General features: G+C 56.2%; 13 protein-coding genes and 1 pseudogene. 2 read left to right on the top strand and 12 right to left on the bottom strand.

The features are described from left to right. Positions 1-80: 80 nt before the first annotated feature. The 8 genes from HMPREF2847_RS09000 to HMPREF2847_RS08965 form a co-directional block, all read right to left on the bottom strand. A complete protein-coding gene (locus HMPREF2847_RS09000) occupies positions 81-3,326 on the bottom strand; it encodes an LPXTG cell wall anchor domain-containing protein (RefSeq protein ID WP_083326638.1) in 3,246 nt (1,081 codons plus the stop codon). Beyond that, entirely contained in the window at positions 3,326-4,237 is a 912-nt protein-coding gene (locus HMPREF2847_RS08995; protein WP_070606877.1) for an isopeptide-forming domain-containing protein, read from the bottom strand. The genes HMPREF2847_RS09000 and HMPREF2847_RS08995 overlap by 1 nt, the downstream gene beginning before the upstream one ends. Continuing rightward, complete coding sequence (locus HMPREF2847_RS08990) at positions 4,230-5,249, bottom strand: class C sortase (RefSeq protein ID WP_222866906.1); 1,020 nt, start codon at positions 5,247-5,249, stop codon at positions 4,230-4,232. Before HMPREF2847_RS08990 ends, HMPREF2847_RS08995 begins: the two co-directional genes overlap by 8 nt. A 231-nt stretch (positions 5,250-5,480) precedes the next feature. After that, complete coding sequence (locus HMPREF2847_RS08985; protein ID WP_070852194.1) at positions 5,481-7,094, bottom strand: SpaH/EbpB family LPXTG-anchored major pilin; 1,614 nt, start codon at positions 7,092-7,094, stop codon at positions 5,481-5,483. 681 nt (positions 7,095-7,775) lie between these two features. Then, a complete protein-coding gene (locus HMPREF2847_RS08980; RefSeq protein ID WP_048731447.1) occupies positions 7,776-8,135 on the bottom strand; it encodes a hypothetical protein in 360 nt (119 codons plus the stop codon). Between the two features lie 195 nt (positions 8,136-8,330). Beyond that, the gene (locus tag HMPREF2847_RS08975) at positions 8,331-9,098 is read right to left on the bottom strand and encodes a class F sortase (protein ID WP_070852193.1); all 768 of its coding nucleotides are present in this window, start codon (positions 9,096-9,098) and stop codon (positions 8,331-8,333) included. Positions 9,099-9,107: 9 nt separating this feature from the next. Beyond that, the gene (locus tag HMPREF2847_RS11905; RefSeq protein WP_070852192.1) at positions 9,108-12,116 is read right to left on the bottom strand and encodes a VaFE repeat-containing surface-anchored protein; all 3,009 of its coding nucleotides are present in this window, start codon (positions 12,114-12,116) and stop codon (positions 9,108-9,110) included. Between the two features lie 939 nt (positions 12,117-13,055). Next, on the bottom strand, positions 13,056-13,703 hold the full coding sequence (locus HMPREF2847_RS08965; RefSeq protein ID WP_049190903.1) for a hypothetical protein: 648 nt from the start codon (positions 13,701-13,703) through the stop codon (positions 13,056-13,058). A gap of 455 nt (positions 13,704-14,158) precedes the next feature. Between HMPREF2847_RS08965 and HMPREF2847_RS11345 the strand changes: the two are divergent. Further along, a pseudogene (locus tag HMPREF2847_RS11345) lies at positions 14,159-15,413 on the top strand (IS3 family transposase). Positions 15,414-15,524: 111 nt separating this feature from the next. Beyond that, positions 15,525-16,448, top strand: a complete 924-nt coding sequence (locus HMPREF2847_RS08950) for a siderophore-interacting protein (RefSeq protein ID WP_070852189.1) — start codon at positions 15,525-15,527, stop codon at positions 16,446-16,448. Here HMPREF2847_RS08950 and HMPREF2847_RS08945 read toward each other — a convergent pair. Genes HMPREF2847_RS08945 through HMPREF2847_RS08930 form a run of 4 tightly spaced genes read right to left on the bottom strand, consistent with a single transcriptional unit; the run spans position 16,445 to position 20,309 of the window. Beyond that, complete coding sequence (locus tag HMPREF2847_RS08945) at positions 16,445-17,239, bottom strand: ABC transporter ATP-binding protein (RefSeq protein WP_016421888.1); 795 nt, start codon at positions 17,237-17,239, stop codon at positions 16,445-16,447. The two genes, HMPREF2847_RS08950 and HMPREF2847_RS08945, sit on opposite strands and share 4 nt — an antisense overlap. Next, a complete protein-coding gene (locus HMPREF2847_RS08940; RefSeq protein WP_370449822.1) occupies positions 17,236-18,288 on the bottom strand; it encodes a FecCD family ABC transporter permease in 1,053 nt (350 codons plus the stop codon). Before HMPREF2847_RS08940 ends, HMPREF2847_RS08945 begins: the two co-directional genes overlap by 4 nt. Continuing rightward, the gene (locus tag HMPREF2847_RS08935) at positions 18,285-19,301 is read right to left on the bottom strand and encodes a FecCD family ABC transporter permease (RefSeq protein WP_246821997.1); all 1,017 of its coding nucleotides are present in this window, start codon (positions 19,299-19,301) and stop codon (positions 18,285-18,287) included. Before HMPREF2847_RS08935 ends, HMPREF2847_RS08940 begins: the two co-directional genes overlap by 4 nt. 51 nt (positions 19,302-19,352) lie before the next feature. Further along, positions 19,353-20,309: an iron-siderophore ABC transporter substrate-binding protein gene (locus HMPREF2847_RS08930; protein WP_070852187.1), complete on the bottom strand. Its 957-nt coding sequence runs from the start codon at positions 20,307-20,309 to the stop codon at positions 19,353-19,355. Positions 20,310-20,918: the final 609 nt, after the last annotated feature.

Below are 20,918 nucleotides of genomic sequence, written 5' to 3'. Positions count from 1 at the left end.
GATGGGTGGGACGCGAGTCTTGTTCTTTGTGCTGCCCAATGGGTTCTGTGCAGGCGACTGCACAGAACCCATTCTTGTTATTAGGACTGCTGGCGGCGAGTCCAGAACCAACCGCAGCTTGCGACTACCGCACCAAACAGTGTCCAGAGAAGAACTCCGTTTCCGCCGGTCTTTGGCAGCTTACCGGTCTTGGTGTCGGTCACCTGCATGATCATGAGTTCGCCGGAGCCTTCGGCCTTGATAAGCGGGCTGCTGCCACCTACCACTGAGACGGTGTACTCCTTGGTCTCCTGGTCAATTGAGATTTCAAAAGCTACTGGCTCTGGCAGCAGGCTAAGTCCTGCCGGTGCCATCGTTTCTACAAGGTAGAAAGTGCCAGTTTCAGTGATTTCAATTGACTTCTGAGCAGGCGTGATGGTGTAGACCGGTCCTCCACTGTAATCCGGCTGCCCACCAGCCGAGGGGTAGATATCGAAGGTTGCACCACCAAGTCCCGGTAGAATCTTGACTCCCTCACCATCGACGTACTCCGCCTTTTCCAAGGTCAGCTTGCCCGGCTTGGTGTCCGGCGCTTCGTAGTTATCGACGACACAGGAGACGGAAGACAGGACCTTATTGGATTCCGACATCTTTACGCGGAAACCGAACTCGCCCACATTTTCCACCTTGAGAGGTGAGGTTTTCCCGTCGCGGGTTTGAGTACATACGGCGTTGAAGTCACCGGTGGAATCCAAGGTGTCACCGCGGCGGAACAAAGTGAAGCCCTGCTTCTGTGTTTCAGTCAGAACCAGCGACTGCTCACGCTCGCTTTCAATGTTCCACGATGCAGTACCCTTGTCGGATTCAGAACCGGAGGTTACCTTCATCGACTGATGAACCAGCGGGCCATTACCAGAACCGATGACATTGTTATTTGCGGACAGTGTGAACTCCCAACCAGGGGCACCGTCTTCGAGAACCTTGCCGTTTTCATCGACAATCCTCTTCTTGACCTTCACTACACCGTTGCATCGTGTGGTTACGTCTTGGGCGATTGTTTTCATCTGTTCGGCAAGCTTGCTGTAGTTAGACACCCTCACCGTGTCATCAGTGCCCGAGATATCCTCGCCCATGGTCTTGACATCACGCGTACCGTAGGTCCACCTCGATTGATTGAGAGTGACCGTCTCTTGCCTCCCATTGGGTAGACGCTCATACACCTGCAGGGTCTGGCTGCCGGCCGCGTCGTACGCCATTTTCAGGTTCACCAAGATGTCGGTGCCGATGTAATTGGCGTGGCTAGCCTTCGGGTGGTCACTTCGAATTTTGTAGTACAAACCTGGACTTTGTCCCGGATCTGCTGTCCAGGCAATGCGCTTGGCGTCTTTGAGCACCAGATCATTCGTTACAACGGGGCGTTGGCTGCTTCGCCCGCCAAGAGTCAGGTCGACCATGAGCGGCACAACACGGGTACCGGCAGCTTTGAGTTCGTTGGATGCTTTGATTGCGTCGTTGAGAGCACTAGCCTGAACGAATTCACCACCGATGCCCTTGCTCTTGATTGTCGAGGAGGTCGTGGGCATACCATCAGTGATGAAGTACACCACGTCGTAGTCGTTATCCTTGACCTGCTTCAGGCCCGCTTCCCAGTTCGTAGCACTGTTATTTGCGTTATAGCTCCAGTTCTTAACTACGTCCTTTGCTCGCTGGACGCCCTGCTCCGACAGCATTGAAATATATGGTGGGTTCTGACCGTGTGTCGTTCCAGCCTGATTAGCCGGACCGCCACTTGCGAAGTTATAGATGCCGAGCTCGGCTGGGGTGCCCTGCAGGGAATCGATAAATGCATTCGCGGCCTTTTTAGATGCTTCGAAACCATCAGTATCTGCGTAACGGAGCGATGTCGAAAGGTCTGCTACTACGGCAATGCGCAGGCCACAACGCTGTGGCATCGGCGGGTTAGGGACTCGCCCATGCACCCACTTAGCTCCATCTGGTGGCGAAATAATCTCCGGTGGTTTTTGCTCGTCCTTTTTCTCTCCGTAGACATCCAGAGTGACCTTCAAATTCTTGTTCTGCGAGAGATTATTAGTGAAGGTGAATACCGCATCCTTCGGCACAACGGCAGAGTCAACCGGCTTCCCATCCTTTACCGGCACGACATCCATAGTGATGAAGCCGTTGCCAATATTGACGTTGCGCTTCTGCAAGGTGACACCTGGCTCGATCTGGTCCAAAGTGAGGTTGTACTTCTGCGGATCCAAGAAGGTCGCGTCAGTCTCGATACGCACGGTTGCGTACTTCATGTGAGATTCCTCAGTCACCTTAGCCGTAAAGGCATTAGGCTTCTTCGGATCTACTGGGTCAGCTTTAACTGCAAACTCGTGGCCGATGGCATCAAAGTGACGCCCTTCGACAGCCGGTGGCTTGGGATCTTCAGAAGAATTTGAGCAGTCTTTAACTTCACCACTTAGATTGAAAGTCCACTCGGTACGCGCGTTCGGAGCAAGCTTAAACCCCGGCTGTGCCACTGCAGTGACCTTGACTGTACCCGGCTTGTTCTGCTCGTAGACGTGCCGGCCAGCCGGCTTCTTCTCTGCGTTGAGGTAGTAATCAACACCCTTGGTGTCCGGGATATTGATGTACGCCTTCTCCACGCACTCCGGTGCAGTCGCAGTCGCGGGGTCGACAAGGGTTGGATCCGCAGGAGTTACCGTCCCTGGTTCTGGCTCCGGATTCTCCGGCTCCGTAGGCTCGGTGGGCTCAGTCGGATCTGTTGGCTCCGTTGGGTCAGTAGGATCGGTAGGTTCCGTCGGGTCAGTTGACGGATCTGTTGGCTCACTTGGGTCGGTGGGCTCAGTGGAGCCAGCAGGAGTACCGCGAAGGGTGACGGATACGCTGCCAGTTGCTTTTGGCTTAGTGAAATCGGGCGTCAAGACGACTTTATCGCCCGCCTTGACCATCTGGTTTAGCCCCTGGTGCTCAATTTCAAATGGTGCCTTTCGAGGAGAACCGCTCGAGGTGAACTGCGGCGTAATAGCCCTCCCATTAATTGTCAGGGTATAGGTCTGAACATGATCGGCACCGCCAACATTGAACTGGAGGCTATCAATCGTCGCATCCCGATCAACAGTGAACTCAAAAGCGGGATCGGGCCTCGCGTTAATCTCGTTAAACTCGTACTTCGGCGGAGACGTCGGAATGACCTCCGTCTGAGCCTGCGCCTGCGGCACGTTGGGAGCAAAAGCCTGACCGCTGACAACGAGAGCTACCGCTAGCAAAGCGGCCAAGAACATGCGAAGCGCAGTTCGCATTGAATCCGGCAAGCGGAATGTTGTCGAAAACATTAGTTCTTCCCACTTTCTGAGTTCTTCTTGCTAGCGGCGATAATGACGAATCCTCCGCCGATTAGTGCTGCAGCGGCAGCTACCAGGCCTGCTACCTGCACACCGGTGAGAGCCAAGGAGCCGGATCCTCCGCTACTTCCCGCGCTTGAGGATGATCCCGACGAGCCCGAAGGCTTCGAGGTCCCCGACCCGCCCGGCGGCGTGGAGGTAGTCGACGTGGTCGTCGAGGTTCCCGGTTCACCCGGAGTTGTCGGCGGAGTCTTCGGCGGGGTCGATGTTCCCGGCGTAGTCGGCGGAGTTCCCGGTGGCGTCGTCGGAGGGGTCTTCGGCGGAGTGGTCGGAGGCGTCGACGGTGGTGGCGTCTCCCCCGGCTTATGCGACTTCGCCACAATGACTCCCTCTACTGGCGTGGAGTCATAGTCCGCGCCATAGAAAGGCACCGATACCAAGAAGGGGTTGATCTCCCGGTAACTGTCGTTCGGAGCCGTCGAGGTCACAAGGTAAATTCCCTCCGGCAGGTCACTGAATTTAACAGAGCCGTTTTCGTCAGTGACCTGGCTGAAGTGGAGGTCTTTTGGCCACTCGGCAAGCTTAGCTGCGGTGGCGTTTTCCACCTTCTCGCGGTCCTGAGGACTAGACGGCGAAACTCCCTTGAGACGCTCCAGATGAATGGTCACGCCAGAAATAGAGCCCGACGCCGACGAATTATCATCGTCCGGGTTTCCTGGGCTTAAGGTAATTCGCACAATGTCAGTACCGCTTGCTGCTGAAACGCCCGGAGCGTCCACGCGTCCAACAATCCTGGCCGCGTTGGCGTCATTCGCGCCGATTGCACCCATCACTGCAACCAGAGCGCAGGCAGCTAAGAACGCAGCTATCCGGTTCCAGGTGGATGTCAAATATTTATTCATTGTCGTTTTCCCACCACGAAGTGTTGTTATTATCCTCGGATGCCGATTCGCTGCCGTCAGCGAGTTCATCGCTGTCTGCGTCGCCATCAGCAGTCTCGACGTCCGCGTTCTCAGCGTCGTCGTCAAGCTCTTCGTCGGCGTCGAGGCGCTGGCGCCAGAGCCACCACGCAAAGCCTGCGCCAAGCACAAGCACTGTTACGAGCAGGGCATACATCCACCACTGCCATCCAGTTCCGTGCGTTTGGTCGAAGACATTGCTTTCCGACGGATCCATCGGCACTTGGTGCCCACGCACTAGCAGACGATGCGTGTTAATCCCGTAAGGAGTGCAAGTGATGAGGGTGATGTAGTCCTGGCCTTCAACGGGACGAAGATCATCGGTCTCATGCGGAAGTACAACCTTGATTTGATCAATTTCGTACTTCAGCTTGTGACCTGCGACCTGGATATAGAAGGCGTCTCCCTCTTTTGCTTTCCGCAGGTTATCGAAGAGCGTTACGTTAGTAAGTCCGGTATGACCGGTAATGATGGAGTGGGTTCCAACACCGCCGACTGGAAGATCAGATCCGTATAGGTGTCCGAGCCCCTTAGCGAGCACCTCATCGCTGGTGCCGTGGTAGATCGGCAGGTCGGCCTTAATCTCTGGGAAGATTAGACGCGCCATCACGTCGGTAGCGTTTAGCTGATCGAGATAAGCGGCGTACTCAGGGTTGTGGTCATTAATTTCGTTAAGCCACGGGTCCAGAATCGGGCCGGTGGTGTGGCGCTCATTGTAAGAATGAGCACGCTCCCACTGTTCATCTTTAACTTCTTGGGGTACGGACTTCTCCAGCTTGGCGAACTCTTTGGCCGCCTTAGAGGTGCCGTAGTTATTCAATGCCGTGGAGACAACCGGGTACAGCATCACAAGCAAACCCACAATCACCAGAATTGCGGGGAGAACCATGCTGTTCTTTTTCGCCTGCTCAGGCTGCTCAGGCTGCTCAGCTGATGCGTCCCGCGTCAGAGTCAACGCAGAGTGTTTACCCACGGAGGAACTCCCAAGAAGTCAATCAAAAAGGGATGTGGCCTTTCTCTTTCTCACCGGCATGGGAATGCCTGCTGTTGAAAAAGAGCACATCGAAAGGCCGCAACAGTAATTTCAGTGATGCGCAAACTACAGGAATGGCGTGCGCTGTTGAACGCACGCTATTCCCGCAACACTGGAGCTAAAGAGCTCCAGTGACCGAGCCTTTACTCGGGTTTAGTTCTTGGAACCGCGGCGGGCGAACCATGCACCAGCTGCGACGATAGCTGCACCGATAGCAGCCAGGATGCCAACACCGGCACCACCGGTCATCGGCAGGTTCGGGGTAGTGTCGTCGGAGTTAACGACCTCGCCCTCGTTAGCACCGACCTGGACGGAAGCCAGCTTGTAGACGCGCTCCGGGGCAGTCGAGGTAGCAACCAGCTTGAACTCGAGTGCCTCCGGCAGCAGCTCCTTGCCCTTCGGAGCCTTGGTCTCAATCAGGCAGTAGTGGGACTGGTCATCAGCGGCAACCTCAGCATTGTCTTCGAAGTCGTTGACGTGAAGACCGGTAATCTTGACGATACCATCCTGGCCAGAGACGAAGGTGGTCTTAATTTCGCCGCCCTGCTGACCGTTTACCGGAGTCCAGGAATCCTTCTTGGTGGTGTCAATGTCGGAGCACTTCTCACCAGCAGCCTGACGGACAATCTGGAACTCAGCGCCTTCCAGACCCTTGCGCTCGCCATCGACCTTCGTGAACTGCAGGCCACCCCAGTAAGTCTTGACCTCCGGAGTCTCCTTCGGAGTGCTGTTCTGAGAACCATCCGGGTTGTTCTGTAAGACCAGAGCCTTGTTCGGCGCGATATCGGTAGCTTCCTTGAACTCAGGCTTCAGCGTGGTGGTGATGGTAACGACGACCTTGTCACCCGCGTTAAGGGACTTAGCAGTTTCCTTATTCAGGGCGACGTCGACCTTGTTGCCCTCGAAGAACTTCCCATCAACATCCTGCGTCGGCGGGATCTCCTTGCCAGCGACCGTCACCTTCACGTCGGTGATCTCCAACTTCGAGTCAATCTCGTCAGTGATCTGGAACTGGGTGCGCTCCGTGTCCGGCTTCAGCTGTCGCGCGGTACCAGTGACGGTGTAGACAAGGTTCTTATCACCAGCGTTCTGGTCCTTGTCCTTGACGGTCTTGGTCGGCTCTTCGTCCTTGTAGTTCTTCGGGAACGCGTGGACATCGTAGTTCCAGCTAGTACCCTGGTTATCCCCACCGTTATCCGCGGTCATCGGAACGAAAGCGATGAACGGAACAGCCGGGTCGTAGCCTTCCTTCGGGCCGGTCTCAACAACCAGGTAAGCACCGAGGTCAAGATTCTGGGAAACGACCCACTTGCCATCCTTATCGGTCGTTCCCTCTGTGACCTTCTCCAGGACACCCGCAGGCAGGTCACCCTTGAGAGCTGCGCCCTGAGAGAAGTCAGATGCCTTCAGCTTCGAAGCAGCCAGCAGACCTTCGTTAGTGGTGACATCAATGTCGGTAGCGCCATCTGCAGTCTTGTTGATCTTGTAGACGGTAAAGCCGACACCCTCAAGCTTCTGGCCACCGTTGGCCTCAACATCCTTGATATCAGCCTCGGTACCAGACGGCTGGCCTTCACCAGTCGGGTTACCGAACTTGTGAATGGTGAGCGAGCCCTTGGCGTTCTTATTCACCAGTGGGGAGTCGCCAGCAGCCTGGCTGATGGAGGGATTCTCCTGAGCGATTGCAGCCGGGGCGGAGACACCCATCGACAGACCGACGATGGCAGCGAAAGTTACCGAGCGGGCGGTACGGGAGAACTTATTCACGAAAACAGGTCCTTTACAGAAGTCCAAAATGAAGCGACACGCTTCAATACGTCTCGCGATTCACTCCAGACGGCGACACCAACGTTCCCCGACTTGCCAAAACTGAGATTTTCCTTAAGAAAAAGACCAGTCTGTCTAACCTTTTAAGCCTAAGCGTTATGAACTTTAATGTTTGAATGTATAAACATTACAGCTCAAGCTCATTGCTTGCTCGGTTAACAGCGCTCAGTGAACCGCTTATAAATAACTTAACCGCTTAAGCATCTGGCCGATACCCCAAGGAGAACGGGCCGCGACACCTGGGCATGAAAACCCTTCGCATTCACACTTCGTACTACCTCCGCGATAGCTCTTTGCACTGTTCGCGACGGGCTTTTGCTCATTCACCCAAAAAAGCGTAAAGATTTCCTCGATTTATCCCCCTCCCCCCAATCAGGGCTAACCAGTTGGTTTGTATCAATAGCTTTTACCCCCCTACCGCTATCGTCGCAGCGCACGCCGGGCAAATGAGGGCTCATCAACCTTCTCGTATTTGCTGTCACGACAACGTCGTCAAGCGAAAGCAAAAGGACACCATCAAAAACCAAGAAACGCCCCGCGACCCACCGCCTTGTGCTAGGACCTGTAAAAGCACAGAGACAGTAAGCGACACGGGGCGCGCTTCGGCGTCACAGGGGACGTTTAGAGAACCGCCCAGTAGTGAACATCGTTGTAGCCGTTGAGCTTGAGGACGTCACCAATCTGGTCGACCTTCTTCTTGCCCTCGGGGGTCATGCCATCCGGCATGATCTGCACGTCAGCGCTGTGATCGCCGGTGAAGGTGATGTTGACGTAGTCCTTGCCATCGCGATGCTCGAGCTCGAAGACATAGCGGTTGACGGCCAGCTTGCCCGAGTGCAGGAACCCGCCCTTGCCCGGAGCGACAACTGCAGTGTCAGCGGAGGTTGCAGGTGCAGCTACCGCCTGTGCGGCAGTAGCAACCGGAGCGGCAAGCACAAGTGCGCCCACACCCCAGACACCGATTTTCTTCAACATGCTCATAGGTACCTTCCTTATCTTCAGTGTTTCTGCAGTGTTTCTGCAGTGTTTCTGCAGATTTGTTCTGTGTTTTTCTGTGACTGTCGGCGCCGCCGTTGTTCGACGGCGTTCAACAGTCGCAGCCAATGAAATTGGTCAATTAGTTGAGGCTGCGTCCCAGTGCCCTAGTGCCTTAGCACACTGGATTAGCGCACTGGATTAGCGCACTGGAATGGCCTCGACGATGATGTTGTCGGCGTATCCCAACGTGCCGCCGACGAACTCGCCTCCGCAGGTAATGAGGACCAAGCGGTTCTCGCCAACTGCATCGTTGACGGACTCGGGCATCTGAGCGCCCTTGACCACCTGGATTGGATCCTTGCTGACGGTGAAGTCGCGGCTTTCGCCATCTACCTTCACCGTGACAGTGTCACCAGCTTTCAGGTCCGCGAAACGTGCAGCGTAGCCATCGCCCTGGTCCACCTCATTGACGTGACCGGTAATGACGGACGATCCAGCAGCACCTTCCTCACCGGGAATCGCGGAGGCGGAATACCAGCCAAGGCGCGAAATATCGGTCGGCGGAATCAGAGATCCCTGATCAGTCAGCTGAACGAAATCAATCGGAGCCGACTTACCATCAATGAGCATCTCCATCTCGTGCACAGCTCCCCGAGAACCCTGTGCTGGAGTGGGCAGATTCTCCTGCGCACCATCGAGCGCTGAATCATTGCGGTTCAGTTGGGCAATCACCAGTAGAGCGATAACGCCGATCAATGCAATAGCGGCGATATACACCCTTGGCTGCTTCCACCAAGGCACGTCTTGCAGGTCTTCGGTTTGACCGTCGGCCTGGTCTTCGTCCTGGTCAAACGCATCAACGTGGTCGGGTGCGCCGGTTTCGGCTTCCGCTTCGATGCTCGGTTCGAATCCTGGAGCATTTCCAGGTTCCTTTCCGGTCTCGTCCGAGCCAAACTGATCGGTCATGGAATCTCCTTAGTTTGTGGCTACCGTCGGCAGAGCGTGAGTAGCCAAACCGGTCGGGCCAGACGGAACCGAACTAATTGCACGTCGTTCGGAGTTCGGAGCCAACGGCTTTCCGTGGTTCTTCTGCTTATCCTGGCCAGTGCCGCCGATGATGGTGACGTTGGTGTTGTTCTGCTCCGAATGCTGATTAATCACAGTGTTCGGGGTGGCAGAGTCGCTGGTCGGTGCGGAGGAATCGTCGTTAGGCGTGTTCTGCTCGCCCTCATCCCTGGGCTGCTCAGATGGCGTGTTCTCTGGGGTCTTGCCATTCGTGACAGTCTGCTCTGCGGAGTTGATGTCCTTGTGAACAGCAACTTCCTTGCCCTTGGCATCGGTCAGAGTCTCGAAGGCAACCTGGGAAGCGCAGTCGCCGTCAGTGATGATGATCGGAACATCAACCGTGCCTGCGGATGCCGTCGGCACAAAGTGCAGGCGGCTCCTAGCGCCAGTGGACTTGCCCGTCTCCTTGCACATCAGCTCACCGGTCAGGGTGTACTTCGTACCCGGCTTCAGACCGGTGAAGTGCACGGTGTCGATGACGACAGCGCCTTTCTCAACCAGCCCCTTGCCGGCAATACCGGCAGTAGTCGTGATAGCCGGGTTGTCCTCAGACTGAGCTGGGGTGCTCGGATGGTTTGGCTTGCTCGGCTTCTCCGGGTGAGCTGGCTTGCTCGGCTTCTCCGGGTGAGCTGGCTTGGTCGGCTGGGCAGGCTTGCTTGGCTTGCTCGGCTTTTCCGGCTGAGCTGGCTTGGACGGCTTGCTCGGCTTCTCCGGCTGAGCAGGCTTCGTCGGCTTGCTCGGCTTCTCCGGCTGGGCAGGCTTGGACGGCTTGCTCGGCTTTTCGGACTCAGACTTAGACGGAGTTGTCGTCTCAGACGGCTCTTCCGGCTGTGTCGTCTCCGGCTGCTCGGACGGCTCATCCTCGCTCGGAGTTACCGGAACAGTGGACGTGGTCGGCTCAGTCGAGCTGGTCGCCGGTGCGGTCGTCTCCTCGGACGGAGTTTCGCTTTCCTCAGTCGGGGTGTCTTCCGGCTTCTCCGGGACCTCTCCAGTCACGGTCTGGCTTGCGTCATTGATATCTGCGTGGTCAGCGATCTCATTGACCTGACCAGCGCTTTCCTTACCAGTCGAGTCAACCTCATCAGAGGTCAGGTGCTCGAACACGACAGCCTCAGCAACAGGCGACTTAACAGAGTCAGACACCTCGAGAGTGACAGTCACAGTACCGCTTGCCGACGTCGGCTTGAACGTCGCCTCGCCATGACCAATTACAGAGCTATCAGCCTTGTTAACCAGTTCACCGGAGAGGGTGTAGTTCTTACCAGGCACCAAACCCTCGAAATGTACGGTGTCAACAACCTTGGAATTGGCCTCAATGCGGTTGCCCTCAAGCTCGGCTACCGTGCGCAGCTCCGGCTCCAGCGGCGTATCAGCGGGCTCGCTCGGCTTAGACGGTTCGGTGGTCTCAGTCGACTCGGTCGGCTCCGTGGTCTGCGACTCAGTGCTGTCAGTCGGCTCGGTCGGCTCCGTCGGGGCAGCCGGCTTCGTGGACTCGGAGGCGTTAGGAGTAGTCGTCGAAGAGCTCGGCTGCTCTTCGCTTTCCGACGTCGTCGGAGCCTCAGACTCACTGGTCTCAGAAGTAGCGGTCTCGCTGGACGACGGCTCCGTTGTTTCCTCGGTTGTCTCCTCGCTCGTCGGAGTCTCTTCGGAGGTCGTCGACTGTTCCGGCTTCTCGCCGTGAACGGTCTGAGCTGCGTCGTTAATGTCCTCGTGGGAGGCGATTTCTACCGGCTGACCATCGGCGTTGTCCTGGCCATCGGCGGTGACCTCTGTCGAGGTCAGCTTTTCAAATGCAACAGCAGCGGAAACCGGCTCATCCACATCATCGGAGACGGTAATCATGACAGTCTGTTCACCCGAAGAGGTCTCCGGAGTGAACTCGACGCTGCCGGTACCCAGAATGCGGTCGGCATTGGTCTTGTCCACCAGGGTGGCATCCAGACGGTAGTTCTTACCCGGAACCAGGTCAGTGAACTTCACGATGTCCTTAACCACAGCGCCCGCAACAATCTTGTTGCCGTTTAGGCGAGCCTGAGTGGAGATCGACGGCTTAAGCGTGGTCGGCTTCTCCGACTCGGACGGCTTGGTCGACTCGGACGGGGTCGTGGTCTCCGCAGGAGTGGTCGGAGTAGTTGGCTTTTCCGGTTCTGTTGGCTGTTCCGGTTCGGTCGGCTTCTCTGGCTCAGATGGCTTCGTCGGCTCTGCCGGAACTTCACCTGAAGACGGCGTGACATTATCAATCACAATGATGTCTTGTTTCTTACCATTGTTGAAAATGTAGCCAGTGCGGTTCGTACCGTCGACGGTGCCCTGACCGATGTTAGCCGGACCAGTGAGGTAGTCGTAGACAGCCTTCGTCGATGGGTTGTGAATGCCCTGGGAGAAGTCAATGTCATCGGAGAAGTGCCACAGAGCGAACTGAGTTGCGTTATTGGCATCCAGCACATTCAGACGTCCTTTAACTCCAGCTGCCTTCCCCAGTTCATCCAAACCAACAGCTGGCGAACCGTGGTGCGCAATCCAGTTGAGCTTCCGGTATCGGTCAAAGTCGTTCCGCAGCTTGTTATTGGTATCTGTACTGCGCGAGAACTGACTGAAGTTCTGCACACGACCGGTGTCATAAAGATCACCGCCGACGCTGGCCTCAATGCAGTAACCCATTTTGTGGCTACCATATGGAGTTGCAGCCTCGTCAAAGGCCGCAATAAGTGGCCCAAAATCACGGACATTTCCATTGGCTTCAACACCCTTAACTGTTCCAGGAACACTCAAAATCTTCTGGATCGTCAGGGTTTCGCCAGTGTCTTCTGCCTCCTGCGCATGCGCAATTATTGGAGATTTAGCGAAGAAAAGAGCGAGCACAGCCACGAAGCTAAAAAGCGCCAACCAGCGCTTCTCGTTTGTAAAACGACCGAACATGAGCCCTCCCCCTTCCTTCGATTTCAGTGCGTTATACACCTTTCGCTACCTTTCCAGCCTTCAATTAACAATCAATGACCACGCATAAGCGTCTCCAGCCCCCATCACAGGTAGCCCAGTTGACATCGCCTTCTAATTCTCATTTATAGCGTTGGCCGTCCCCGAATATAACAAATACATTTTATGTTTGTTGAGCCATTTAATTGCCACCCCTATTGTCTTTTATTTCAATGTCAATAATTGTTGTTTGCATATTTTTTCTGGGGTGGACATTTGGACACCACACACATGCCGAAGTTCCACCTTTCGCCACGACACCTAGCCATTCAACCCATAAAATCACGATTAACCTGCGCATATGAAGTTTTTTCAATGAATCCCCGACCATTAATTTGGGTTAGAATGTCTCCCATGTCACGATTTTCATAATTGTGAGTTACGGCACAAATGACACCCCACCCCCACCTAATGAAAATGCAAGCCAATAAATCTCTAAGAGCAAAAATGATGTCTCAAGACTATTTGCAAAAGAATCCCCGGACATCATTTAATAAGCCACATAATTGTGTGCTAATTGCGGCTGCATAAATAATCGCCTCTCCGCCCCAACCTCTCCATCCGCGGTTAATAGACAAAAATGGGTCTGATTCACGGCATTCCAACAGATCACGTTATGTAAAACGCGACTGAATAGGGGACTGCAAATGTGAAACTGTGCGAGTTTATGACGCTTTCAGGACATTTTTCGGGCCATTTTTGTCATAAACGCAGTCAGTAACTCGGATCGGCCCAACGTCGCCAGCTATAAACACAGAAAAGCGCCTCCCCACTCCACAAGGAGTGAGAAGGCGCTCGTGCGCTGTTACGTATTAATAGCTGCGAGAGCTAATAGCTGCGCAGTGTCGTTGTAGTGCAGTGCCTAAGTCAGCTTAAACGGCCTTAGATAGCCTTTGCACCGGTGAGGTCCAGGTCGACTGGCAGGTTGTCACCCGCACCGTCCTCGGCCAGCAGGCCACCCTGGTTGTTGCCGCCGGTCTGGGCACCCTGCTCCTGGCCGCCAGTCTGGAGGCCACCCTGGTTCTTACCACCGGTCTGGAGCCCCTGCTCCTGGCCGCCAGTCTGAAGGCCGTTCTGATTCTTACCGCCAGTCTGGAGCCCCTGCTCCTGGCCTCCGTTCTGCAGACCCTGGTCGCCACCGACGTTCTGCAGGCTCTGATCCTGGCCACCGGTCTGGAAACCGGACTGACGCTCACCAATCTGGCCCTTGTCGTTAACCTGATCGCCGCCGACCTTGTCGCCCTTGTCCAGCTTGTCGCCGCCAATCTGGTCGCCACCGTTCAGCTGGTCGCCGCCAGCGTTCTGGAGACCCTGGTTGCCACCGACGTTCTGCAGAGCGTTGTCCTGATTGCCGCCAATATTCTGCAGACCCAGGTTGCCGCCCTCAGTCAGAGAGTGGAAGTTCGGGAACAGAGAGTCGACCTGAATCAGCGGGCCCTCCGGGAAGTTCACGTTGAACTCAGGTACCGGCAGCGGAGCCGGTGCTGGCAAGCAGGAAATCAGTTCGCAGATATTGCACAGGTTATCCATGATGATCCTTTAGAAAAATGAAGTGTAGATAAATGGTGTGGCGCGATGCCCAGAGCTGAAGGTAAAGGGCTTCTCGCCTTCTCCTTTGCGGCCACTGCCGTGCTCACACGAAAACCGTACCGGTGATGAAAAACGGTCACAATATAGAAATTCGACCCACTTCAGCCAGGAAATTGGAAACAGAATAACGGCAAAATTTAACCTGCACTTATGCCCAAACGTCGCATGTCACGGGTCACACTGCTAGCCGTTTGGTCACCCCAAACCAGGCTCGCCTTTTCCAGCAGAAAAGCCTCGGCACCTAATGAACTGCTCCCCATTAGTTGGACTGAGAAATCAGTTACCGACTAGTGGGGAGTAGTTGTCATTGAGAGCACGAAGTTCGCTAAGTGAATATCAGCGCGAGCAATTGGTTGAACTATTTGAGCAGGGCATGGGCTATAGAGCCGCTGCTAATGCTCTGGGTGTCTCCAAACACGCTGTGCGCCGGCTCTATTGTCGGTTTGTGCTGCATGGCAGGCTATGTCTTGTGGAGAAACCGACTAAGCAGCAGTATTCGTTTGAGATTAAGAAGGAAGTTGTCCAACGCCACCTTGCTGGCGAGACAGCGATGGATCTTGCGCGTGAATTTGGCCTGTCATCACAGCAGCTGGTCCGCGGGTGGTCGTGGAAATGGCGCAAAGACGGCGATGACGCGTTGAAACCGAAGCCGAAGGGCAGGCCCAAAGGATCGGTCACGCCGAAGCCGCTGTCGGAGGAAGACAAGCTGCGTCGCGAAAACGAACGGTTGCGGGCCGAAAATGCCTATCTAAAAAAATTGCGGGACTTGAGGAATCAGGGACGCGCCTGAAAGTCCAGGCGATTGTCATCCTCAAGTCTCACCACCGCCTGGAGCACCTGCTAGAGGCAGCAGGTATGCCACGGTCGACGTTCTTCTACCACCAGCAACGACTCAGTAAGCCAGATAAGCACGCCGTTCTCAAGCAAGCGATTCGGGAAAGCTTCGAGCGTAACAAGCATCGCTACGGCTACCGGCGAGTGCTGCTTGACCTACGCAACCAGGGCTGGGTGGTCAACCACAAGCTCGTCTACAAACTCATGCGCCAGATGGGGCTTCGAGCTAAGATTCGCCAGCGCAGACCGTATATTTCCTATGTTGGGACGATCAGCCACATTGCTGACAACAAGCTTGACCGCAAGTTCACCCCAGATAAGCCAAATACCGTCTTTGTCAGCGACGTCACCGAGTTTAGAATCGCAGGCCGCAAGGTCTATCTGTCACCGGTGATGGATCTGTTCGACCGTTCAATTGTTGCCCACACCGTGGCTACATCGCCGTCGACAGCGTTGACCACCGATTCTTTGTCCAAGGCGATCGCGGCGTGGGCACCTGAACCCGGGTGGATGATGCACACTGACCAAGGTTTCCAGTACCAGCATGCCTCGTGGCGTGACCTGATTGGCGACAACGGTGGTGTTCAGTCGATGTCGCGTAAAGCCAACTGTTACGACAACGCGGTCATGGAGAACTTCTTCGGCCACGTGAAAACCGAGATGTACCACGGTGAAGTCTTCGACACTGTCGCAGAGTTCAACCAGGCGATCGATGAGTACATCGGGTGGTACAACACCGAACGCGTCCAACAACGACTCAAGGGCCTGACCCCGATGCAATATCGAAATCAGACCCTTGAAGCCCTAACCGCCTAGAGTTAAACCAGTCCAACTTTCGGGGACCAGTTCACCTCGGATCCCCGCGGGGCTTTTTCTGCCCCTCACCCTTTCACTTTTGCTTTAGGTAAGGGTAAGTTAACTCCCACTATGACCTCGAACCCAGTTACCCTGAACACTCCGACGAACACTTCCGCCTACCGCGCGACCTTTTCTGACCACCTACTCTTGGCCGCCCCTTCTGAACCGCACCATCGAATCATCCGCGCCACTGTTTATGACGTCAGCGCCCCGGCAGAAAACCTGCAGAGGATTGTCATCCGCTCCCCCGAGCTAGTCGGCTTTCAGCTTTCCGGCCCGGACGAATTCTTTGGCCTCTTTATGCCGGCTAAGCCCGGCGAGAATCTCCATTTACCACTCCACGGAGGTGGCGCCAATATCCGCGCAAGCGTTACAGCCATGCCGGAGACCCAACGCCCAAATTTACGTTGGTACACCGTACGCTCACTCGATCCCGAGTGCGGACAGATAACTTTCGACGTGGCGACACATGGCGTCAAAAATCCAAAGGATGAGCACGTCGGACCAGGGCTCGCCTGGGCTCTTGCAACTCGTGTTGGCGACCAGGTAGGCATCTGGACATGCCAGGGCCTCTGGCACCGCGCGCAAAGTTCACAAACACTTATCGCAGACCCATCTGCCGTACCTTCCGTTCGCGCCATTTTGGATTACGCGGATGCGTTTGCCCCGGAACAGTTGCGCGACATACACCTCGTAGTGGTCGCCGAGAACCATGGTGACCTCGAGCCATCCCTCGTCGCCGACTGGGAGAGCAAGCTGGGCAGCCTAGAAGTGCTGTTTAGCGCTACAACGGACTTCAGCACGGCAGTGATGTCCCACCTACAGCAACTGGACCGTGCCGAACACCCCGCAACACAGTCGAAGTACGTCTGGGTCGCGGGTGAAGGACAGCTCTGCAAGGAAGTACGGAGCCACGCAATTCACACCTGGGGCCTCAATAGCGAATCCGTGCAGTGGTGCCCCTATTGGTTCCTAGGCAGGGCACGGCCTTAATTAGCCACAATCCCTCGCGGCACAATAATCGGAGCCATACCGCGGGGATCTTCCCACACCTCGGCATTCAGGCCATATGCCTCGCGCAACACATCCACCGTCAGAGCCTCCTTTGGAGAACCCTCGGCGATCTTTTCCCCTTCCTTCATGACGATCATCTCGTCGCTAAAAGCTCCCGCCAGGCCAAGATCATGAAGTACGGTAATCACCGTCTTGCCCTCTTGAGCGAGCTCCCGCACGATACTTAGAATCTCTATCGCATGTGCCGGATCTAGGTAGGTAGTCGGTTCGTCCAACAGCACAATTGGCGTATCCTGCGCCAACACCATCGCCATCCAGACCCGCTGCCGCTGGCCGCCAGAAAGCTCCGCCACGTCGCGGGCAACAAGATGGTCAACCTTCGTCTTCTTCAGCGCCTCGCGCACTTTTTCTTTATCTTCTGACGCCGTCGCTCCCCCACCCCAGAGCGATCGACGATAAGGGTGCCGTCCGCGCTCCACAAGTTCTCCAACGGTCAATCCCGCCGGACACAGCGGGTGTTGTGGCAAAAGCGCAATTAGTTGGGCGGCTTCGCGCGACCGCAAACTATGCACGTCCTTTTTCTCTACAAGAACCCGTCCTTCGGCGGGAGCAAGCAGCCGAGAAAGCGTCTTGAGCAACGTCGACTTGCCACAACCATTGGGGCCTAAGAGCGTGGTGACCTTCCCGGGCTCTGCAGTGAAAGACACGTCCTTAACAATGCTTGGGCCGTCGTTGTAGCCCACGGTGACGTGATCAACTTGAACGTTCATTGAACCATTCCTTTCAGAGTTCCGCGACGGGCCGCCAACCACACAAGCAACACCAACGCGGGGCCACCGATGATGGCGGTAACCAAACCCACAGGGGATGTAAATGGCAGTGCGCCCGCCACGACGGCGCACGCAGCTAATAGAGCAGCGCCTGCAAAAGTAGAGCACAACGGATGGGGCGTGGGCGTTCCGGCCACCAGCTTGGCCAGCTGAGGAGCCAATAGTGCCACGAATCCAATTGGGCCGACAAAGGAAACCACCACCGCGACAATGCCCGTTGCGGCAATGAGCAAAATAGCGCGCACCCTCGTGACATTTACCCCAAGTGTGGACGCGGTGGCGTCATCATGAGAAAGAAGAGGGACATCGCGCGTAACACAGAGGCCTAAAACTACGAAGGGCAACAGGCCCAACACCATAGGCAACAAAGCTTCCATACGCACAAAGCCGGTAGACCCAGCGAGCCAAGTTTGGGCATCCGTGGCACGAGTTAAGTCAGCCCGGAGCAGGAGATACTGCACTAAAGACTGCGTGAGGAAAGACAGTGCCAGGCCGATGACCACTACGCGCTGCGACGTCCCGAAGCCACCGAGTAGAACGAGCAAACCAACGATCACTAGTGCGCCAAGCAAAGCGAGTGCAGCACGCCACCAGAACGTCGGCACCCCCTCACTCCATGCAGGGCGGGTAACTACGGTGCCCGCCACAACCAAAACCGCTGCGCCGCCGGATACACCGAGAATGTCCGGGCTGGCCAGCGGATTGCGGGCCATGGTCTGAGTCCACGCACCTGCCAGCCCTAGAGCCGCGCCGACCAGAACGGTAGCGATTGCTACAGGCAGGCGGAGATCCCACACCACGTTGATTGCTTGCTGTGTGCCCCCACCGGTGAGAACCTCGATGACTTCCATCGGGCTGAGCTTCACCGCTCCTTGCCCCAGGATTAAGCAGTAACAAAGAGCCGCTATGAGGGCGAACCCTGCCGAAGCCGCCAAGACGCGTCTGCTTCGTGAACGCTTAATACTACGGATAGACGTCATATCGCTCATATCGTCAGCTCCGAGTCATTCGAGGTCGGTGAACTCTTCTTACGTCGCACCGCCAGAATCATCACTGGGGCACCGACAATAGCTAAGACAATGGACATTTCCAGCTCGTTAGGCTGCAGGACGAAGCGGCCCACAATATCGGCTAGCAACACAGCCGCGCCACCAACAATGCCGGTCGGCAGCAAGAGGCGAGTCAGGGACGGGCCGGTAAACGGGCGTAGTAGGTGTGGCACGGCGAAGCCCACGAATGTCACAAGCCCCACAGTGGCTGTCGCCGAGCCGGCGAGGATGATCACCGCTGCAGCAGCCAACAAGCGGGTTCTCGTGGGCGAGCTGCCAAGGGAACGGGCGGAGTCCTCTCCCATCGCAAGTAGATCCAGCGGGCGTGCTGCAAGCGCACCACATAGAGCACCTAGTGCTAGACCTAAAGCAGCTAAGGCCACGTCTTCCATACCCCGCCCAGCCGTAGAGCCAACGGTCCAGCGGCGGAGCCCTTCCAGGGTGTCGGAAGAATAGAGGCTCAGCATATTCGTGGCTGCTTGCAGGGCGAAGGTAACTCCCACGCCCACGAGTACCAGAGTTAGCGGGTTACGCGATACGCGGGAAATCAACAGCACGATTAAGGCAGCGACGGCCGCCCCGACGAGCCCTACAAGTGTCCGCTCCCCGACCGTCGTTGCCCAGCCCAAGGTCAGTGCCGCAGCGACTGCGAAACTTGCTCCAGCGTTCACGCCGATAATACCGGGATCTGCCAGGGGGTTGCGGGTCCAGCTCTGAGCAATGGCACCCGCCATAGCCAGGGCTGCGCCTGTGATCACAGCCAAGAGGGTGCGCGGAACGCGCAAGTCCCAAATGATGCCGGACTGTTCAGCATTGATGCCGGATTGCGTAGATGGGTGCGGACCATGGATAAGGATGCTGGTCACTTCGCCAATGGAAAGATCTTTGGAACCCAAGTACAGGGAGGCAAGCAGCAGCAAAGCCAAGCCAACGAGTACGGCCGAAGTAAGCAAACGCCGGGAAAACACCAAAGAATGTCGAGTTCTTGAAACGGACACTTTCAATTAAATTGTGTCAGAGAACTTGTCGACTGCCCAGGGGATGGTCAATGGGTTCGGCATACTCATTGCATTGCCCACGTTTTCGTCCATCCAGCGGACCTTGCCTTCGCGAACAACGTCCAGCTTGCTGAATGTTGGATCCTTCTTCAAGGTATCGGCGGCACCCTGGTAATCAAGGACGAAGAGGTAATCGACGTTGTTGAGGTCGCTGTAGTTCTCAGGCGCGATGTCGCGGTAGAACTCGCCCCCGTTACCTTCGAGCTCCTTCGGGATCTCGAAGCCCAGACTCTTGATAAACTGCCCGCGACCGTCACCGGAGGTGTACAGGCCGATCTTTCCCTGATAAGGCATGACGATAGCCGCACGCTTTCCTTTGAGCTCAGGGTGCTGCTGTTGGAAATCATCGAAGGCCTTCTGCGTTTCTTCGACGAGTTTGTCGCCTTCTTCTTGCTTGTCTACAGCGCCGGCGATCTGGTTGACCTGATCCCGCCAGGGGATCTGCCAGTCCGTGGCACCGTCTGGCTTAACGGTGGTTGGGGCGATGTCATTAAGCGCCTTCTTCGCCTGCGCGTCTACGGCAGAGTTCACCGCAATGATCTTGTCCGGATCAGCGGCGGAGATCTTCTCCAGGATTTCAGCAGTGAATCCGTTGGCAGTACCGTAAACCACTTCAGGCTTGTTGTCGCCGAGCTTTTCGGTAGCCCATGGGCCGACGCCAGACGCATCAACATCTCCCTCAGCACCCCAGGGCGCTACGAGGACTGGTTGGATGCCTAGAGCGAGCAAGGTATCGCTGTCTCCCAGGCCAACTGCGGCGATGCGCTCGTCCCCGGTGCCCTCATTTTTTGACGCCGTCGCGTCGTCGCCTCGGGAGCAACCAGACAGAACAAGAGTGGATGCTGCCAAGACAGCGACGGTCTTCAGCGCCGCTCGACGGGTCAGCGAATTGTTTCGAAACATGTGAAAGCCTAACGCGTAAGGAACTCTTTGAAACGCTGTAAAGTACCCGTAGCCCCAAGAGACTGATGGCCTCTTTCGGCTACGGCCAACACAGCAATCGGGCCTATATTACAAAGGTAAGGCTAACCACACAACAGGCTACCCTAAGTTAGTCCGCTTCCTGCTCGGCCGCTACCGACTCCATCGCCGCCCTGGCCACCGTCGCCACGCTGGCCACCCGACGCCACTCTGGCCACCCTAGCCACCCTGGCCACTGTCACCGCCCTGGCCACCCTAGCCACCCTGGCTCTCAGTGCCGAGATGCTCGCGCTATTGCAACTCGTGGCACCAACTGTCGGAAAAGTTGCACTTCGAAGGTCGAAATGTCGCTAGAACGGGAATCTGTCAGCACAGGCACGCCTCCGAATTTTGCGACAATTCCCTGACCTGCAGTTTTGCGGAGCTGCAAATCAGTGTCTTTAACGCATTCCCGTTCTAGCGACATTCACCCCTGCTAGCGCCCCAAATACGGCGCCGTCGGCCACGCATTCCCGGTCTAGCGACATCTGCACATCCTCACGCCGCCAAATAGGGCGCCGGCGCCTCCCGTGACGCAATCCCCCCCCCCCC

It is taken from the genome of Corynebacterium sp. HMSC074C03 (assembly GCF_001838285.1).
Taxonomy (GTDB): domain Bacteria; phylum Actinomycetota; class Actinomycetes; order Mycobacteriales; family Mycobacteriaceae; genus Corynebacterium; species Corynebacterium amycolatum.
The sequence above is the reverse complement of the archived record's forward strand: the minus strand, read 5'-3'. Positions and strand labels throughout refer to the sequence as shown.